The organism is Pseudomonas sp. G11 (assembly GCF_029457515.1).
Lineage (GTDB): Bacteria > Pseudomonadota > Gammaproteobacteria > Pseudomonadales > Pseudomonadaceae > Aquipseudomonas > Aquipseudomonas gorinensis.
Map to the genome: position 1 here is coordinate 7,042,133 of NZ_CP120377.1, position 17,658 is coordinate 7,059,790.

Here is a 17,658-nt window from a genome sequence, read left to right on the forward strand (position 1 = left end):
GGATTCGACACAACTTTGGGCGACGACGACATGGATGACTTAGAGCGCTACATGCAAGGCTTGGAATTCTGGAAGCCCACATAACACCAAAGCCTTGGCAGAAAGGGGACAGAACTATTTATAGACTAAAGATCCGACTCGCTGTTTACGATCAAATAAATCTGCCCCCAGCCCCCTATCTAGCAATAAAAGTCGTACCACACTCTTACGAAGAAGGGCACGGAACCGGATTTTTACCGGGTGAAAAACATCCAGGAAGCTGATATGAAAAAAATCCCTGTGGCAGATGGAACAATTGAAAAACTGATTTGCAACCGCAATACATTGATAATGGAGTTTACAGACTGGCAGGAAAAACGTTGGAATATAACCTTTAACGACCTAGTTGCCTTTCAAGGCTTAGGCCCTGTCGGCACCGAAATATGCGACATGTACGAAGAGGAAAACACATGGCTTTCGCAAGAAGCCACTAGACTGGAGCCTGGTGAAACTGGAATAACCTACTGCTTTACATCGAGTAATGGCGGAAAAACAATTCTTCTCGTAGTTGCTGGCAGCTATAGCGCACAAGAGATATGACATTGACTGACGCGGAGTAGAAAGGGAGCAATCAAATAATTCCGCCCCCTTTTTCCAAAAACCGTATTACAAATAACTAAAAAGTTCGCAAAAAAAATGAGCTATTTTGATGACGAGCTAATTGCGGAACTGAGATCCCACAACATTGCCTTTAATATTCTTCCTGCCAATGATCACGCTTCCATTGTTAGAGAGATCAATGAAAACATCCCTTTCTCAGGAAGCAAAATTGCCTGGAGCAAATTAAACAACAGCATGAACTTTGGGGGCGACCTTACGGACTCGCCGACCTCACGACTGGCCAAGGAAATCAAAAAAGTCGCCGACGACACAATAATTATTGTGGGTGATTCGGTTTGTGACGACGCTTACTGCATAAACCTCGAACAACTAGAAGAGGCACTCAGCGTTTTCGCCGAAATACCACAGCACACATATATAGTTCAAAAACAGCTAAACTGGATTGCTTGTATTTCATTTGAGGGCGATATCGACTTTACACTATTGAAGCCCTCCATACCACAAACTCCCAGACGTTGAGACGTGAACAGTGATAGCCATATAGAGAAACTAGTAGACGCAGAACGAAACTTATCTTCGCAGCACAAACCTTACTCTAGACCGCAGGCGTTCGCGGACAACACCATTGAAAAAACGCTATACAAACAAATGAAATAAAGCTACGCATTAGTGCCACCTTTAGCACTAGAGATATTTGCGCACGAGTGCTTTTAACAAAAACACACCAGCCATAAATTTTATAGATCAGCAAAACAGTTTATGGAGCGGATCAAACTCAACGATCTAGTTGCCTTACAAATGATAGGCGCCGCCGGGCCTAAAATAGGCGACATGTACAATGAATAAGACTCTAGCCCCTCACAAAAAAGTCATAAAGCTTGAAGCTAGTGAAGCGAGAAAGCTACTGCTTTATGGCGAATAATACCGGAGAGGGCATCTTCCAGTGGTTGCTGATAGTTATATCGCCCAGAAGGTAAAATCAAAACCTCACATCGCCATAGCTACAGAAAATAACGACAGCCTGACTAGACCCTGAGCCGAATCCGCAGCACAATCGGTTCACAAAATGAGCCGAATAACCTCTTTATTCGGCTCACGCACCCCAGGCATTCCACCATGGCTCATCCACACTGGATCTGGCAACACGCCGACTGGCCTCATTTCCACTGGCAACCCGGTCGCCTTGCGGCTTTGCTGCGCGAGTGCGGGCACGCCCAAGGCAAGCTTTTGGGCATGCTCGGCTCCGTCAGCCAAGCAGTCAGCGCACAAAATGAACTGGATGCGCTGCTGCAAAATATCCTGACGTCCTCGGCGATTGAGGGCGAGCTGTTGAATGTCGGCTCGGTGCGCTCGTCCCTGGCAAGGCGGATGGGCCTGGAAGCAATGGAAGACGGTCAGGTAAGCCGCCGTAGCGAAGGCCTCGCCGAGTTGATGATGGATGCCACTCAACAATTCACCCAGCCTTTTACCCTCGCCCGCTTATTGAACTGGCATCACTTATTGTTCCCGGCCCCAGAAGCAGGCTATGCCGCCAGAGCGCTCAATATCGGGGCATTGAGGGGGGATGAGCCGATGCAGGTAGTGTCGGGCCGGCTTGATCGGCCGACCGTGCATTTCGAGGCGCCACCACGTCTGGGGCTGGAGCAGGCACTGGCGGATTTTCTGGAGTGGTTCGAAATCAGCCGCGATCAGCCGGAGCTGGACCCTCTGGTACGCGCCGGCGTCGCGCACTTCTGGTTTGTCACACTGCATCCCTTCGATGACGGCAATGGTCGCCTGACGCGCGCCATCACCGATTTGGCACTGGCCCAGGGTGAACACCAGGCCATCCGTTTCTATGCCATGTCAGCCAACATCCTCGAAGACCGCACCGGCTATTACAACGCGCTGGAATCCAGCCAGAAGGCCTCACTGGATATCACGGACTGGCTGGAGTGGTTCCTTAAAACCCTGTTACGCAGCGTGCAGCAGGCCATGGCGCGGATTGACCGAGTGCTGGAAAAGAGTCGGTTCTGGCAGCAACACCGCGACCTCCCTTTGTCGGCTGAACAGATCAAGGTCCTCAATCGCCTGCTCGACGGTGGTGAGAAGGGCTTCGAACACGGCATCAGCGCTGCGCAGTACCAGGCGGTCGCAAAGGTCTCCAAGGCGACAGCGACGCGACACCTGACCGACCTGCTGGAAAAAAACTGCCTGGTCCGCCTCCCCGGAGGCGGCCGCAGCACGCGATATCAGGTCAATACAGGGGGCGAGTGACACCCCACTCATTTGCCCCCATCCCCCATGTCTGCTAGTGTCGCGCCGGTTTACCGTCTACCGGAATAGCCGCCATGGCCCGCAAAAAAGTTGCACTCGATTTCGAACAATCCCTCGCCGACCTGCAAACATTGGTCGAGCGTCTGGAGAACGGCGAGTTGTCGCTGGAGGACTCGCTGACGGCGTTTGAGCAAGGCATCGGCCTGACCCGTGACTGCCAGAGCGCGTTGGCGCAGGCGGAGCAGAAGGTCCAGGTGTTGCTGGAGCGCGACGGGGAGTTGGCCGAAGAACCTTTCGATGCGGAACAGCCGGAATGATCGACGCGTATCAGGCCAGCAGCCAAGCCCGGGTGAATGCGGCGCTGGAGCCCTTGTTTGTTGCGCCAAGCCCGGAAATGAAGCGTCTCTATGAAGCCATGCGCTACAGCGTGATGAATGGCGGCAAGCGTGTGCGCCCGTTGCTGGCGTATGCGGCCTGTGAAGCCTTGGGCGCACCGGCCGAAGAGGCGAATGGCGCGGCGTGTGCGGTTGAGTTGATTCACGCGTATTCCCTGGTGCATGACGATTTGCCGGCGATGGACGACGACGATCTGCGTCGTGGCCAACCCACCACCCATAAAGCCTTTGATGAAGCCTATGCGATCCTGGCCGGCGACGGTTTGCAGAGCCTGGCGTTCAGCGCCTTGCTGGACCCGGCGCTGAGCAGCGTCAATGCCGAGATCCGCCTGCGTATGGTGACCGCGTTGGCCCTGGCTGCGGGCCCGGCCGGCATGGTCGGCGGGCAGGCGATCGACATGGGGTCGGTCAGCCTCAAGCTGGATCAGCAAGCCCTCGAACATATGCATCGCCACAAGACCGGCGCATTGATAGAAGCTGCCGTGCACCTCGGTGCCCTGGCCAGTGGCCGGGCCGAAGCGCCGCAGTTGGCGGCCTTGCAAACCTATTCCCGGGCCATCGGCCTGGCGTTCCAGGTACAGGACGACATTCTCGACGTGGAAAGTGACACCGCCACCCTGGGCAAACGCCAGGGTGCGGATATCGCACGGGACAAACCGACTTATCCTGCATTGCTCGGGCTTGAAGCTGCCAAGGCGTATGCCATCGAGCTACGCGACCAGGCCCTGGCCGCCCTGCGACCTTTCGACGCGGCAGCCGAGCCGCTGCGGCACCTGGCGCGGTATATCGTCGAACGTCGGCACTGATAACTGCGGCCATTGCAGCCGCATATCAGCCAAGTTCGGCGCTCTGCGTGGGCAGTTTGCGATGCTTGAGGTAAACTGCCGCCTCTTCTATACCTATAACGATTCGCCTGATGCCCACGACGTTTCAAGAGATTCCCCGCAAACGCCCGTCCACGCCCCTGCTCGACCGTGCTGCCACGCCGGACGGCCTGCGTCGTCTGGGTGAAGCCGAGCTGGAAACCCTGGCCGATGAGTTGCGCCTGGAATTGCTCTACACGGTCGGCCAGACCGGTGGGCATTTCGGTGCAGGCCTGGGCGTCATCGAGCTGACCATCGCGCTGCATTACGTGTTCGACACCCCGGACGACCGGCTGGTGTGGGACGTGGGTCACCAGGCGTATCCGCATAAGATCCTCACGGGCCGCCGCGAGCGCATGAGCACCCTGCGCCAGAAGGACGGCATTGCTGCCTTCCCGCGTCGTTCCGAGAGCGAGTACGACACCTTTGGTGTCGGCCACTCGAGCACCTCCATCAGTGCAGCGCTGGGCATGGCGATTGCCGCCCGCCTGCAAGGCAGCGATCGCAAGGCGATTGCCGTGATTGGTGATGGTGCACTGACCGCCGGCATGGCCTTCGAGGCGCTCAACCACGCGCCGGAAGTGGATGCCAATATGTTGGTGATCCTCAACGACAACGACATGTCGATCTCGCGCAATGTCGGTGGCTTGTCCAATTACCTGGCCAAGATCCTCTCCAGCCGTACCTACGCAAGCATGCGCGAAGGCAGCAAGAAAGTGCTGTCACGCCTGCCCGGCGCGTGGGAAATCGCGCGGCGCACCGAGGAATATGCCAAGGGCATGCTGGTGCCCGGCACGCTGTTCGAGGAACTGGGCTGGAACTACATCGGCCCGATCGACGGCCACGACCTGCCGACCCTGATCGCCACGTTGCGCAACATGCGTGACCTCAAGGGCCCGCAATTCCTGCATATCGTTACCAAGAAGGGCAAAGGCTTCGCCCCGGCCGAAGTCGACCCGATTGGCTACCACGCCATCACCAAGCTCGAACCCCTGGACGCCCCCGCCGCCGCACCGAAAAAGGCCAGTGGGCCGAAGTATTCCGGGGTGTTCGGCGAATGGCTGTGCGACATGGCCGCTGCCGACCCGCGCCTGGTAGGGATTACCCCGGCGATGAAGGAAGGCTCCGACCTGGTGGCCTTCAGCGAGCGTTTCCCGCTGCGTTACTTCGACGTCGCGATTGCCGAACAACACGCCGTGACCTTCGCTGCCGGCATGGCCTGTGAAGGCGCCAAGCCGGTGGTGGCGATCTATTCCACCTTCCTGCAACGCGGTTATGACCAGTTGGTGCATGACGTGGCGGTGCAAAACCTCGACGTGCTGTTTGCCATCGACCGCGCTGGCCTGGTCGGCGAAGACGGCCCGACCCACGCCGGCAGTTTCGACCTGTCCTACCTGCGTTGCATCCCCGGCATGCTGGTGATGACGCCGAGCGACGAGAACGAACTGCGCAAGATGCTCAGCACCGGCCACCTGTATAACGGCCCGGCCGCTGTGCGTTACCCGCGAGGCAATGGCCCGAACGCGGTGATCGAGAAAGACCTGGCGCCTATCGAGATCGGCAAAGGGATCCTGCGTCGCCAAGGCAGCAAGGCCGCCTTCCTGGTGTTTGGCGTGCAATTGGCCGAAGCGCTGAAAGTCGCCGAGAAGATCGATGCCACCGTGGTCGACATGCGCTTCGTCAAGCCGCTGGATGAAGCCCTGGTACGCGACATCGCCGCCAGCCATGAATTGCTGGTGACGGTTGAAGAGAACGCCATCATGGGCGGTGCCGGTGCCGCCGTCAGCGAGTTCCTGGCGCGCGAGAATATCCTCAAGTCGGTGTTGCACCTGGGCCTGCCGGATATGTACGTCGAACACGCCAAGCCGGCGCAGATGCTGGCGGAGTGCGGGTTGGACGAAGCAGGAATCGAAGCCTCCGTGCGCGAGCGTATGACCCTGCTGGGGCTGTAGAAACCGGCTCAACATGTGGGAGGGGGCTTGCCCCCGATAGCGGCAGTTCAGTCAACTACGATGCTGACTGACAAGGCGCCATCGGGGGCAAGCCCCCTCCCACATTTGATTTGCGTCACCTTCAAACGCAATGGACAGCACCATGAGACATCTTCGCCTCGCCCTACCCCTGCTGCTTCTGCCCTCCCCTGAATTGCTCGCCGACACCCGCGACGATGCGCTGAAACTCCCCGATGTGGTCATCAGCGCCAACCGCCAGGTCCAGGCGCGCAACGACAGCAGCGCCGCCAACACCGTCTTCACCCGCGACGACATCGACCGCCTGCAACCCACCAGCCTGACCGACCTGCTCAGCCGCGTCCCCGGAGTGCAAGTTGCGCCCACCGGCGGCCGTGGCAGCCTTCCAGGCATTTACCTGCGTGGCACCAAGTCCGCACAAAGCCTGGTGCTGGTGGACGGCCAGCGCATCGCCAATACCACCTCCGGCGACAGTGGCCTGCAGTACCTGAACGTCGATCAGATCGAGCGGGTGGAAGTGCTGCGCGGTTCGCGCTCGGTGATCTACGGCAGCGACGCGATCGGCGGGGTGATCCAGGTGTTTACCCGGCGCAATGCCGAACAGGGCCTGCAACCACGCTTGAACCTGGGCTTGGGCAGCCACCAGTCCTGGGAGCGCAGCCTCGGATTATCCGGCGGTGATGAACACACACGCTTCAACCTGGGCGCGAGCCTGGATGAAACCGCCGGCATCAATTCGACGCACACGTCATTCCCCAGCGATGGCGATCGGGATGCCTACCGCAACCAGTCCGTCAGCCTGAACCTCAGCCATGCCTTCAGTGAGGCGCTGGAGGTGGGTTTCAATCTCCTGGACAGCCGCGGCAAGTCGGAATACGACAACAGCTTCGGGCGCTACGTCGCCGCCACCGGGCAGACCGTCGGCCAGAAACCCTACACCGACTACGCCGTGAGCAGCGCCAGCGGTTATGTCGACGCCGAACTCAATGAGCACTGGCAGTCGCGCCTGGAACTGGGCCATAGCGAGAACCGCGATACCAAGCGCGATACCCTCAGCGAGGATTTCAGCGTGTTCAATACCTACCGCGACTCGGTCAACTGGCAGAACGACCTGACGCTGGATGACCAGAACAGCCTGATCCTCGGCGGCGACTGGTACGAAGACCGCTTCCACGGTTCCACCTCCTTTACCGAAAACAGCCGCTGGAACCGCGCCGCCTTCGTGCAGCACCGCTTCCACGGCCAGGGGTTTTCCACCGAGCTGGGCCTGCGCCGCGACCAGAACCAGCAATTCGGCACCCAGAACAGTTGGAGCGGCACCCTCACCGTGCCGATCAACCCGGACAATGATGTGCTGCTCAGCTACAGCGAGGGCTTTCGCGCGCCGACCTTTAACGACCTTTATTACCCGGACACCCAGTACAGCAACCCCAACCTGCAGCCAGAGACCTCAAAGAGTTACGAGTTGCAATGGCGCAGCCAGCTCAGCGACCGCACACGCCTGGAGGCCTCGCTGTATCGCACCGACTTGAGCGACGCCATCATTCTCGACCGCACCAGCAAGCCGCAGAACGTCGCCGCAGCGCGTATCAACGGCTTTGAGGGCGCACTCAAACAGGAACTGTTTGGCTGGCAAGGCAACCTGGGCGTCTCGGTCATCGACCCACGTGACCGCAACACCGGCCACACCCTGGCCCGCCGTGCACGGCGCACCGTGAGCCTGGACCTGGATCGGCAATTCGATCAATTCGGGGTCGGCGCGAGCTGGCAGGCGATCAGCAGCAGCTATGACGATGAAGACAATCGCCATCGCCTGGGCGGCTATGCCTTGTTGGGATTGCGCGGCAGTTGGGCGGTGAGCCGGGAAGTGTCGCTGTCGCTGAAGGTCGATAACCTGCTGGACAAGGCTTACGCGCGGGCGCGCTACAGCTATAACGATCCGGCATTCCTGAACAACCAGGATTATCGGGAAGAAGGTCGGGTGTGGAGGATTGGGGTGAGCTGGACGCCGGCGCTCTGAGCAAACATTCGAGGCCCGACCTCACAGGTTCGGCGCAATCACCTGGCACAACCGCGCCAGCGCCTCCAACATCTGCCCACTCGGCCGCTCCAGGCCTTTATCCGGCACTAACAACAAGCGCCCCTGCGCAACGGCAGCCACCTGCGGCCAGGCCTTCCAAGCCTCCAGCTGCGGCTGGTCACCCGCCAGGATCACCTCAGGATTACGCTGCAACACCGACTCGATGCTGACCTGCGGCGCGGGCAACTTCAGATCGTCGAACACATTGCGCGCGCCGCACACGCTGAGCGCATCGCTGATGATCTGCCCGCCGCCCACGGTGTACAGCGGCCGGTTCCACACTTGGTAAAACACGCGCAACGGTTCGGCACGCTGGTATCGCTGGCGCAACTGAGCCAAGCGTTGGCGCAACTGGGCGGCCAATTGTCGACCGGTGTCGGCGCGCCCCAACTGCTCGGCGATGGCCTGCACCTGGGTGGTCAACTGTTCAAGGCTATGGGGTTCGGCGACGCACACCGGGATACTCAGGCGTTGCAATTGGTCACGCTGCGCCGAATTGATGCTGCCGGGCCACAGCAAAATCAGGTCGGGCTTGAGGCTGAGCAGGCGCTCCATATTCAACTGCCCGTACTGCCCCACCGACGGCACTGTCGCCAGCGCGGCTGGCCGATCGCCGCCGTCCAGTACGCCCACCAAAAGGTCGGCAGCGCCCAGTTCAACCACGATTTCAGACAGGGATGGGGCCAGGCTGACCACCCGTTCGACCGCCAGGGCTTGGGCGCCGCACGCCAGCAGCAGGAGCGCCAGCCAGTGACGCATCATCCCAACTGACGCGGGATGCGATAGAGGTAAAACAGCACCAGAGTCGACAACGCCAGCAGAAACAGCGGCACCGCTTCCAGGCCGACGAACACCGCCAGTGCGCCAATCCAGGCCGGCACGGCAGCCACCAGCAACGCCGTGCGGCGCCGGGCCGCGAGGGTGATCCAGGCTGCGGGTTCTTCAGGGGTGTCGAGGGCTTTGGCGGTGGCGATCAGCGCGTGTTTATAGCCATGGAAAAAACGCAGGCTGAGAAACATCGAGGCCACACCGGCAATAAAGAACGGCATGGCCAGCACCGGCAGCAGGGATTCAGCGTGGCCAAAGACCAGGTTGATCACGAACAACGGCAGCAGCGCCAGGGCCAGGTACTGCCACCAGCTGAAGGACAGTCGCCGTTTTACCTGGCCTCGGGTCACGCGCGGTCGACCTCGCCCTGATGCTCGTTGCCCATCATGTGGTCGAGCTTGCTGGCCTTGGTGGCCAGGTAGAGTTTGTTGTGCGGGTTGTGCCCGGTGTGCAGCGGCACGCGCTCGGCCACGGTGATGCCCATCTCGGTCAAGGCTTTGACCTTGCGCGGGTTGTTGGTCATCAGGCGCAGGGATTTGACGCCCAGGTGCTCCAGCATCGGCAAGCAGATGCCGTAGTCCCGCTGGTCAGCGGCAAAGCCCAGGCGTTCGTTGGCTTCGACGGTGTCGGCGCCGCCATCCTGCAACTCGTAGGCGCGGATCTTGTTCAGCAGGCCAATGCCACGGCCTTCCTGGCGCAGGTACAGCAGCACGCCCCGGCCTTCACGGGCGATGGCTTGCATCGCGGCCTCCAACTGCGAGCCACAATCGCAGCGCTGGCTGAACAGCGCATCGCCAGTCAGGCACTCGGAGTGCACGCGGCCAAGTACCGGCGCGCCATCGGCGATATCACCCAGGCTGAGCACAACGTGCTCGCGCCCGGTTTCTTCTTCGAGAAAGCCATGCATGGTGAATGTGGCAAAAGGGGTAGGCAGCTTGGAAGCAGCGACGAAAACGACGGGCACCGTGTGCTCCTGATTTCAGATTTCACAGAGGCGGGCATTGTAACAGCACGTTCCTACAGACGCTTAAGCTGAATTATCGCTGATAAAGATCAATCGGTTCGATTGGCCTTCGTATCGGTTCTATGTGCAGGAACGAGGGGCCGCCTGGATCTTGCTCGCGAACCTCGTCAACGCTGACACGCGCAGCCTGAATAAACGCGCTGTGCTTACGTTTTTCGCGAGCAAGCTCGCTCCTACAGGGCGCCTGGGACGGATGAGACGCCTGTTCAGGGCGTCTCGCGAAAGTGCTGATAGCCACGCACGGCTGGGGTGATGTCCTGCCCGTTCGCGTCGAGCAGCGTCACCCCCTGCCCCGCCTCGACCCGGCCGATCACATGCACCGGCCAGCCGCCCGCCAGCAACGGCGCCAGCTCGGTCGGTGGCAGAGTGAACACCAGCACGTAGTCATCGCCACCACTCAAGGCCGCCACTCGCGCGGCATCATCCCCCACAAACGCGAGCAGGGCCTTGGACAAAGGCAGCGCCTGGCGCTCGATCAGCAGGCTGACGGACGACGCCTTGGCGATATGCCCGCAATCGGCCAGGAGCCCGTCGGAAATATCCATGGCTGATGTGGCCTTGCCCCGCAGCGCCAGGCCCAGGGCCAATTGCGGTTGCGGCGACCAGTAATGCGCCAGCAGTGGATCGGCGATGGCCGCCTCGGCGCTGCGCTGGCCCAGCACCAACGGCAAGGCGCCGGCAGCATTGCCCAGTTCACCGCCCACACACAGCAGGTCACCCGGACGCGCACCGCTGCGCGTCAACGCCTGCCCGGCCGGCACCCGGCCAAACACGGTCAGGGTCAGGCTCAGCGGCCCGCGCGTGGTGTCGCCGCCGACCAGGCCCACACCGCAGCTTTGCGCCATGGCGTTCAGCCCCTGGGCATAGCGTTGCAGCCAATCGGCATCGACCGTCGGCGTTGTCAGGGCAAGGGTAAACGCAAGGGGATGGGCGCCCATGGCGGCCAGGTCACTCACCGCCACGGCCAGCGAGCGCTGGCCGAGCAGGAACGGATCACAGGGGTCGGCAAAGTGCACGCCGGCCACTAAGGTATCGGTAGAGATTGCCAGTTGCTCCCCAACGGGGAGCGCCAGCAGGGCGCAGTCGTCGCCGATCCCCAGGGCAATGCCTTCGCCGCCCTGCGCACAGGGCGCGGCGGCGAAGTATTTACGGATCAGCTCAAACTCGCCCATCGGGAACTCAAGCGCGGATCAGCGCTTGTGTTCCTTCACTTCGGCTTCACGCAGGCGCGGAGCCAGTTTATCGAGCACACCGTTGACGAACTTGTGGCCGTCGGTCGAACCGTAGACTTTCGCCAGTTCGATGCCTTCGTTGATCACCACGCGGTACGGCACGTCGACGCGCTTGAGCAGTTCCCAGGTGGACAGGCGCAGTACGGCCAGTTCAACCGGGTCCAGTTCTTCGATGGTCAGGTCCAGGCACGGCGTCAGTGCAGTGTCGATCTCGGTCAGGTTGGCCGGGACACCATGCAGGATGTCGTGGAAGTAGCTCTGGTCGGCGAAGGTGAAATCGTTGTCGACACGAAATTGCGCTTCGATTTCATTCAGCGAGGTACCCGCCATGTGACGCTGGTACAGCGCCTGGGTAGCGAGTTGGCGAGCTGCACGACGCTTTTCGCTTTTCGATGGCTTGCCGGCATCCGCAGGACGCTCGTCGCGCGGGTTGAAACGATCGCTCTCGTCGGAAATCACTTGGCCTCCAACTGCGACAGCAGGCTGACCATTTCCAGGGCGGACAGGGCAGCTTCAGCGCCTTTGTTACCGGCCTTGGTGCCGGAACGCTCGATGGCTTGCTCGATGGAATCCACGGTCAGCACGCCGAAGGCAACCGGCACGCCGAACTCCATGGACACCTGGGCCAGGCCCTTGGTGCATTCGCCGGCGACGTATTCGAAGTGCGGAGTACCGCCACGAATGACCGCGCCCAGGGCGATGATCGCCGCGTATTCGCCCTGCTGCGCAACTTTTTGCGCAACCAGTGGAATTTCGAAGGCGCCAGGGGCGCGGATGAGGGTGATGTCGCTTTCGCTCACACCGTGGCGAACCAGGGCGTCCACGGCACCGCTTACCAGGCTTTCAACCACGAAGCTGTTGAAACGGCCAACCACCAGGGCATAGCGGCCTTTGGGGGCGATGAAGGTACCTTCGATGGTCTTCAGGGTCATTCGACAAATCTCTTAAAGAGCCGGGACGCGAAAAGTGCGTCCCTCAGTGATGATTTAACCGCGAACAAGGGGCGAAAATCGCCGGCCTTTATTCGGAGGGCACGTATTCTACAACTTCCAGGTCGAAACCGGATATCGCATTAAATTTCATCGGTGCGCTCATCAGGCGCATTTTGCGTACGCCGAGGTCGCGCAGGATCTGCGAACCGGCCCCGACGATGCTGTAGGTGGTCGGTGTCTTGACCTGGGTGTTCTCGGCGGTTTCACGAATATGCGCGAGCAATACGTCGCCATCCACCGGGTTGCCCAGCAGCAATACCACACCGCTGCCGGCCTCGGAAACCGCAGCCATGGCGGCGCGCAGGCTCCAACGACCGGGTTGCTTGACCATCAGCAGGTCACGCAGCGGGTCCATGTTGTGCACGCGCACCAAGGTCGGTTCTTCGGCGCAGATGGTGCCCAGGGTCAGCGCCATGTGCACATCGCCCTCAACGGAATCACGGTAGGTCACCAAATTGAATTGGCCCAGTTCGCTGTCCAGCGGCTGCTCGGCAATCCGCTGAACGGTACGTTCGTGGATCATCCGGTAGTGGATCAGGTCGGCGATGGTGCCGATCTTGAGGTTGTGTTCGGCGGCAAACGCCTCGAGCTCGGCGCGGCGGGCCATGGTGCCGTCGTCGTTCATCACTTCGCAGATCACGCCGCTCGGCTCGAACCCGGCCATGCGCGCCAGATCGCACGCGGCTTCGGTGTGGCCGGCGCGCGCGAGGGTGCCGCCCGGTTGAGCCATCAGCGGGAAAATGTGGCCAGGGCTGACGATGTCTTCGGCCTTGGCGTCTTTCGCGGCGGCCGCTTGCACGGTGCGCGCACGGTCGGCGGCGGAAATACCGGTGGTGACGCCGGTGGTCGCTTCAATCGACACGGTGAACTTGGTACCGAAACCCGAACCATTGCGCGGCGCCATCAACGGCAGCTTGAGCAACTCGCAGCGCTCGCGGCTCATGGGCATGCAGATCAGCCCACGGGCGTGCTTGGCCATGAAGTTGATGTGTTCGGCCTGGCACAGTTCGGCGGCCATGATGATATCGCCTTCGTTCTCGCGGTCTTCGTCATCCATCAGGATGACCATCTTGCCTTGGCGGATGTCTTCAACCAGTTCTTCGATGCTATTGAGCGCCACAGGGCACCCCCTTGGTCAGGATTTCAGGTAGCCGTTAGCGGCCAGAAAACTCTCAGTGATGTTCCCGGTTGCAGGCTCTGCGGCCTTATCGCCCAGCAACAGGCGCTCCAGGTAACGGGCAAGCAAGTCGACTTCCAGGTTCACCCGGCGACCCGGCTGGTACGACGCCATGATGGTTTCGCTCAGGGTGTGGGGAATGATGGTCAGTTCAAATTCAGCGCCGTTCACGGCGTTCACGGTCAGGCTGGTGCCGTCGACGGTGATCGAGCCTTTGTGGGCGATGTACTTGGCCAATTCTTTTGGCGCGCGGATGCGAAATTCCACGGCGCGTGCGTTTTCGCTGCGCGATACCACTTCGCCGACACCGTCGACGTGGCCGCTGACCAGGTGGCCGCCCAGGCGGGTGGTCGGGGTCAGGGCTTTTTCCAGGTTGACCGGGCTGCCAGCCTTGAGGTCGTTCATCGCGGTGCAGTCCAGGGTTTCCCGGCTGACGTCGGCGGCAAAACCGTTGCCCGTCAGCTCGATGACCGTCAGGCACACGCCGCTGACCGCGATGCTGTCGCCCAATTTGACGTCGCCGAGGTCGAGCTTGCCGGTTTCAACCAGCAGGCGCACATCGCCGCCCTTGGGGGTCATGGCACGGATGCTGCCGATGGATTCGATAATGCCGGTGAACATGGCCTTCTCCTGGAAAACGGTACGGGCACTTGAGCGCCCGGTCAGAATTATACGCGCGCGGGTGGAAGCGGGATGGCAGTGACTCGCCAGTCGTCGCCTACAGCGCGCATTTCAGTGATCTTGAGTTGGGGGGCATCCGCCAGTTTCTCAAGCGGCCAGTCCAGCAAAGGCCGGGCGGCGGAGCCGAGGAACTTGCCGGCGACGAAAATCACGTATTCGTCGACCAGGCCCTGCTGGGCAAATGCACCCGCCAGGCTTGGGCCGGCTTCCACCAGCACTTCATTGACGCCACGGGCCGCCAGCGCCACCAGCGCCGAGCGTAGGTCAACCTGGCCATCGACGCCGGGCACCACCAGGCATTCGGGGCCACGGGGGAACTGGTTTTCCGCAGTGACGCAGGTAATGACCAGCGCCGGGCCGGCCTTGAAGAACGGCGCATTGAGCGGCACCCGCAGGCGGCCGTCGATCAGCACGCGCAACGGCGGGCGTGACATTGCCAGGGCGGTGGTGGCGTCATCCAGGCCCAATTCGGCGGCGCGCACGGTCAGGCGCGCACCGTCGGCCAATACCGTGTCGGCGCCGGTCAGCACCACACTGGCCTGGGCGCGCAGGCGCTGTACCGCGGCGCGGGCGGCGGGCCCGGTGATCCATTGGCTCTCGCCGCTGGCCATCGCAGTGCGGCCATCCAGGCTCATCGCCAGCTTGACCCGCACAAACGGCAGGCCGTGCTCCATGCGCTTGAGGAAGCCTTTATTGAGGGCGCGGGCTTCCCCTTCCAGCACACCGCTGTAGACCTCGATACCGGCCTGGGCCAGGCGCTGCATGCCGCGCCCGGCAACTTCCGGGTTAGGGTCCTGCATCGCCGCGACCACCCGCGCCAGCCCGGCACTCACCAGTGCGTCGGCGCAAGGCGGGGTATGGCCATAGTGGCTGCAAGGCTCGAGGGTCACATAGGCCGTGGCGCCTCGGGCTTTACCCCCGGCAGCGCGCAAGGCATGCACTTCGGCATGGGGCTCGCCGGTGCGCACATGCCAGCCTTCGCCGACGACCTGCCCATCACGCACAATCACGCAGCCCACTCGCGGGTTGGGATGGGTGGTGTACAGGCCATTACGCGCCAATTCGAGGGCGCGGGCCATGTAGTGAGCGTCGAGGACAGCCTGTTCAGCAGAAGGTGGGTTCATTTCTTGACCGGCTCACGGGCCAGGCGGTCGATCTCTTCGCGGAACTCATTGAGGTCCTGGAAGCGTCGATACACCGAGGCGAAACGGATATAGGCGACTTCGTCGAGCTTTTGCAGCTCGCCCATCACCAGCTCTCCAACCACCAGGCTCTTGACCTCGCGCTCGCCGGTCGCACGCAGCTTGTGCTTGATATGCACCAGCGCCGCCTCCAGCCGCTCGACACTCACCGGGCGTTTTTCCAGGGCGCGCTGCATACCGGCGCGCAATTTGTCTTCATCGAAAGGCTGGCGACTGCCGTCGGACTTGATCAGACGTGGCAATACCAGTTCGGCGGTTTCGAAGGTGGTGAAACGTTCACCGCAGGCCAGGCATTCGCGCCGGCGACGCACTTGATCGCCCTCGGCGACCAGACGTGAGTCAATGACCTTGGTGTCGTTGGCACCGCAGAAGGGACAGTGCATGGTGGCAGGCAACAAAAAAGTCGGGTGGGGATGAGCCATTACTGGCTTATCCCCCCCTAAGAACCGTACGTGCGCCTTTCGACGCATACGGCTCAAGCCGTCATTAAGCCCCCAGAGGGAGCCGGTTTGTCCACGTGCAGACCACGGGTGTGGAGCTGATGGTGGCAGTTGGGGTGCAAGAGTACCCGATTCCCCATTGAGTCACTACCGCCCTGTGTGCGGAAGATTATGTGATGGTCGTGCCATCCCGTCTCTTTGGTGATCGGCTGCTTACACAACAGGCACAAACCTTTTTGACTGGCGTAGAGGCTACCGATTTGTTTCCGGTACTTCAGCTTATTCAGCATCCGGTCCATCCGCAGCTTTTCGCCCATCGTCTCCATGGCAGGGTCGTAGGGGTTGTAATCCCCACTCACCTTCTTGTGCCGCTCGATCGGAGTATCCGCAAGGGAATACAGCCCGATCTCCCGCCTCTTGCCGTTCGCCTCCAGAACCGTGGTTGCGAACATCCAACTTTTCCCTGCGATGGTTCGAAAATACTTCTTCCGGACCCATTCAAGAGATTTGTTGGGATGTCGCCTTTTCGCCCAACGCCAGAGTTTCACAAAAACTCTGTGGTCCATCCAGCTATACACTTGCTTGGCCACTACTGGCTGATGGTAAAACGCCCACCCCCTTAACATCGGGTTCAGCAGTCGGATCAAATCTTCCTGCTTACTCGTCTTATGGGTGTCGATTGCTTCCCTGACCTTGCTATAGAACGCCTTGACGTTCTTTTTACTCGGCTTGATCAGCAACGTTCCTTCGTATTTCCGGAAATTCCATCCAAGGAAGTCGAAGCCTTCGTCGATGTGGACGAGCCGCGTTTTCTTGAGTGACAGCCGTAGTCCTCGTGTTACGAGGAATTGCTCTACCCAAGGTTTCACCTCGTTTTCCAGTACCTCCGGAGAGGTACCCGTGATCACGAAGTCATCTGCGTATCGCACCAAATTCACCTTCAGCTTTTTCGCCCTTGTCACTCCTAGGTGTTGCTTGAGGAGTGTTTCCAGACCATCTAGTGCCAGATTTGCCAACACGGGGGAAATGATCCCCCCTTGTGGCGTACCCGCATCCGTTGCGTGTAACTGCCCCTTGTGGATGACGCCGGCCTTCAACCACTGCCGAAGCATCCGTACATCCGTTGGGACATTCCTTAGCAGCCATTCATGGTTGATGTTGTCGAAAAATCCTTCGATGTCCGCGTCCAGTACCCATTGAGCCGAGACTTTTTGGGATAAGCATACGAACAACTGCGCCATTGCATCCGCCGTGGAACGTTCGATCCTGAAGCCGTAGCTATTGGGATCGCCTCGGGTTTCAGCGACGGGAGACAGAGCCAGCATGTACAGCGCTTGCATGGCTCTATCCGTCATGGTTGGTATGCCCAGCGGGCGCTCCCGACCATCCGACTTCGGGATGTAGACTCGCCGTAGTGGCCGAGCCTTGTAACCCCGCGTTTTCAACAAACCAACCGCACTCCATTTCGCGTTAGGTGTATCCCAGAGTTGCTTATCGACTCCCGCCGTGCGGCTCCCCTGATTTTCCGTGACTCTCCGTACGGCCAAGTATCTAGCCGACTTCGAGCGGGTGAGCATCCGTTGCAGGGATTTGACCCTACGCCATTTGCCCTCCCGACAAGCCTTCGCAATTCGCACCTGCATTTCCCGGACGTTCCGCTGGACCCGACACCAATCGACGTCGTGCCACTGCTGTGGAATGCCGGAAAGCGCAGGCTCACCATGCTGGCTGAGCTCTTTCATGCTGCTTTCCTCTCAAAGTGAAACCACCCGAGCGGAAGGCGCACGTACCCCTTTCGGGGTGCATGCACCCCGAAAGGGTAGGATTATCAAGGGCCGATGAAGCTAAGCCCTGAAGTTGATGAGACGGTCTCAGTCAGAGTCATTGCGACAGAAGACCACGCAGAAGTCTGCCCGGT

At 60.4% G+C, this 17,658-nt stretch carries 18 protein-coding genes; 7 read left to right on the forward strand and 11 right to left on the reverse strand.

Annotation, left to right across the window (positions count from 1 at the left end):
- The first annotated feature begins 264 nt into the window (after positions 1–264).
- The 7 genes from P2T68_RS32445 to P2T68_RS32475 all read left to right on the forward strand — a co-directional run bounded on the left by P2T68_RS32445 (position 265) and on the right by P2T68_RS32475 (position 8,104).
- Positions 265–579 carry a hypothetical protein gene (locus P2T68_RS32445; RefSeq protein WP_024077637.1) on the forward strand — a complete coding sequence of 105 codons (315 nt, stop codon included), beginning with the start codon at positions 265–267 and terminating at the stop codon, positions 577–579.
- A 96-nt stretch (positions 580–675) separates the two neighbouring features.
- Positions 676–1,119 (forward strand): hypothetical protein, encoded by a 444-nt coding sequence (locus tag P2T68_RS32450; protein WP_277378792.1) that lies wholly within the window; start codon positions 676–678, stop codon positions 1,117–1,119.
- A gap of 597 nt (positions 1,120–1,716) precedes the next feature.
- Positions 1,717–2,856 carry a Fic family protein gene (locus P2T68_RS32455; protein WP_277378793.1) on the forward strand — a complete coding sequence of 380 codons (1,140 nt, stop codon included), beginning with the start codon at positions 1,717–1,719 and terminating at the stop codon, positions 2,854–2,856.
- A gap of 74 nt (positions 2,857–2,930) precedes the next feature.
- Positions 2,931–3,173, forward strand: coding sequence for an exodeoxyribonuclease VII small subunit (locus P2T68_RS32460; RefSeq protein WP_003176346.1), 243 nt, complete (start codon positions 2,931–2,933; stop codon positions 3,171–3,173).
- Positions 3,170–4,057, forward strand: coding sequence for a (2E,6E)-farnesyl diphosphate synthase (gene ispA / locus P2T68_RS32465; protein ID WP_069077095.1), 888 nt, complete (start codon positions 3,170–3,172; stop codon positions 4,055–4,057). Before P2T68_RS32460 ends, ispA begins: the two co-directional genes overlap by 4 nt.
- A 110-nt stretch (positions 4,058–4,167) precedes the next feature.
- The gene (gene dxs, locus P2T68_RS32470; protein ID WP_024077641.1) at positions 4,168–6,066 is read left to right on the forward strand and encodes a 1-deoxy-D-xylulose-5-phosphate synthase; all 1,899 of its coding nucleotides are present in this window, start codon (positions 4,168–4,170) and stop codon (positions 6,064–6,066) included.
- Positions 6,067–6,208: 142 nt separating this feature from the next.
- Complete coding sequence (locus P2T68_RS32475) at positions 6,209–8,104, forward strand: TonB-dependent receptor (RefSeq protein WP_277378794.1); 1,896 nt, start codon at positions 6,209–6,211, stop codon at positions 8,102–8,104.
- Between the two features lie 21 nt (positions 8,105–8,125).
- On the opposite strand, the gene P2T68_RS32480 is transcribed toward P2T68_RS32475, so the two are convergent.
- From P2T68_RS32480 to ltrA, 11 genes are all read right to left on the reverse strand, one after another.
- Positions 8,126–8,926: a cobalamin-binding protein gene (locus tag P2T68_RS32480; RefSeq protein WP_277378795.1), complete on the reverse strand. Its 801-nt coding sequence runs from the start codon at positions 8,924–8,926 to the stop codon at positions 8,126–8,128.
- Positions 8,923–9,342 (reverse strand): nuclear FMR1 interacting 1 family protein, encoded by a 420-nt coding sequence (locus P2T68_RS32485; protein WP_069077098.1) that lies wholly within the window; start codon positions 9,340–9,342, stop codon positions 8,923–8,925. Before P2T68_RS32485 ends, P2T68_RS32480 begins: the two co-directional genes overlap by 4 nt.
- On the reverse strand, positions 9,339–9,956 hold the full coding sequence (gene ribA, locus P2T68_RS32490) for a GTP cyclohydrolase II (RefSeq protein WP_024077645.1): 618 nt from the start codon (positions 9,954–9,956) through the stop codon (positions 9,339–9,341). The genes P2T68_RS32485 and ribA overlap by 4 nt, the downstream gene beginning before the upstream one ends.
- A 266-nt stretch (positions 9,957–10,222) precedes the next feature.
- A complete protein-coding gene (gene thiL / locus P2T68_RS32495) occupies positions 10,223–11,188 on the reverse strand; it encodes a thiamine-phosphate kinase (RefSeq protein WP_150295752.1) in 966 nt (321 codons plus the stop codon).
- A gap of 18 nt (positions 11,189–11,206) precedes the next feature.
- Positions 11,207–11,707 carry a transcription antitermination factor NusB gene (gene nusB / locus P2T68_RS32500; protein ID WP_024077647.1) on the reverse strand — a complete coding sequence of 167 codons (501 nt, stop codon included), beginning with the start codon at positions 11,705–11,707 and terminating at the stop codon, positions 11,207–11,209.
- A complete protein-coding gene (ribE, locus tag P2T68_RS32505) occupies positions 11,704–12,180 on the reverse strand; it encodes a 6,7-dimethyl-8-ribityllumazine synthase (protein ID WP_003194576.1) in 477 nt (158 codons plus the stop codon). The genes nusB and ribE overlap by 4 nt, the downstream gene beginning before the upstream one ends.
- An 88-nt stretch (positions 12,181–12,268) precedes the next feature.
- A complete protein-coding gene (ribBA, locus tag P2T68_RS32510) occupies positions 12,269–13,360 on the reverse strand; it encodes a bifunctional 3,4-dihydroxy-2-butanone-4-phosphate synthase/GTP cyclohydrolase II (protein WP_024077648.1) in 1,092 nt (363 codons plus the stop codon).
- Positions 13,361–13,375: 15 nt separating this feature from the next.
- The gene (locus P2T68_RS32515) at positions 13,376–14,038 is read right to left on the reverse strand and encodes a riboflavin synthase (RefSeq protein WP_024077649.1); all 663 of its coding nucleotides are present in this window, start codon (positions 14,036–14,038) and stop codon (positions 13,376–13,378) included.
- 47 nt (positions 14,039–14,085) lie between these two features.
- Positions 14,086–15,222: a bifunctional diaminohydroxyphosphoribosylaminopyrimidine deaminase/5-amino-6-(5-phosphoribosylamino)uracil reductase RibD gene (gene ribD, locus P2T68_RS32520; RefSeq protein WP_024077650.1), complete on the reverse strand. Its 1,137-nt coding sequence runs from the start codon at positions 15,220–15,222 to the stop codon at positions 14,086–14,088.
- Entirely contained in the window at positions 15,219–15,683 is a 465-nt protein-coding gene (gene nrdR / locus P2T68_RS32525) for a transcriptional regulator NrdR (RefSeq protein WP_041161032.1), read from the reverse strand. Before nrdR ends, ribD begins: the two co-directional genes overlap by 4 nt.
- 92 nt (positions 15,684–15,775) lie before the next feature.
- A complete protein-coding gene (ltrA, locus tag P2T68_RS32530) occupies positions 15,776–17,482 on the reverse strand; it encodes a group II intron reverse transcriptase/maturase (protein ID WP_042853748.1) in 1,707 nt (568 codons plus the stop codon).
- Positions 17,483–17,658: the final 176 nt, after the last annotated feature.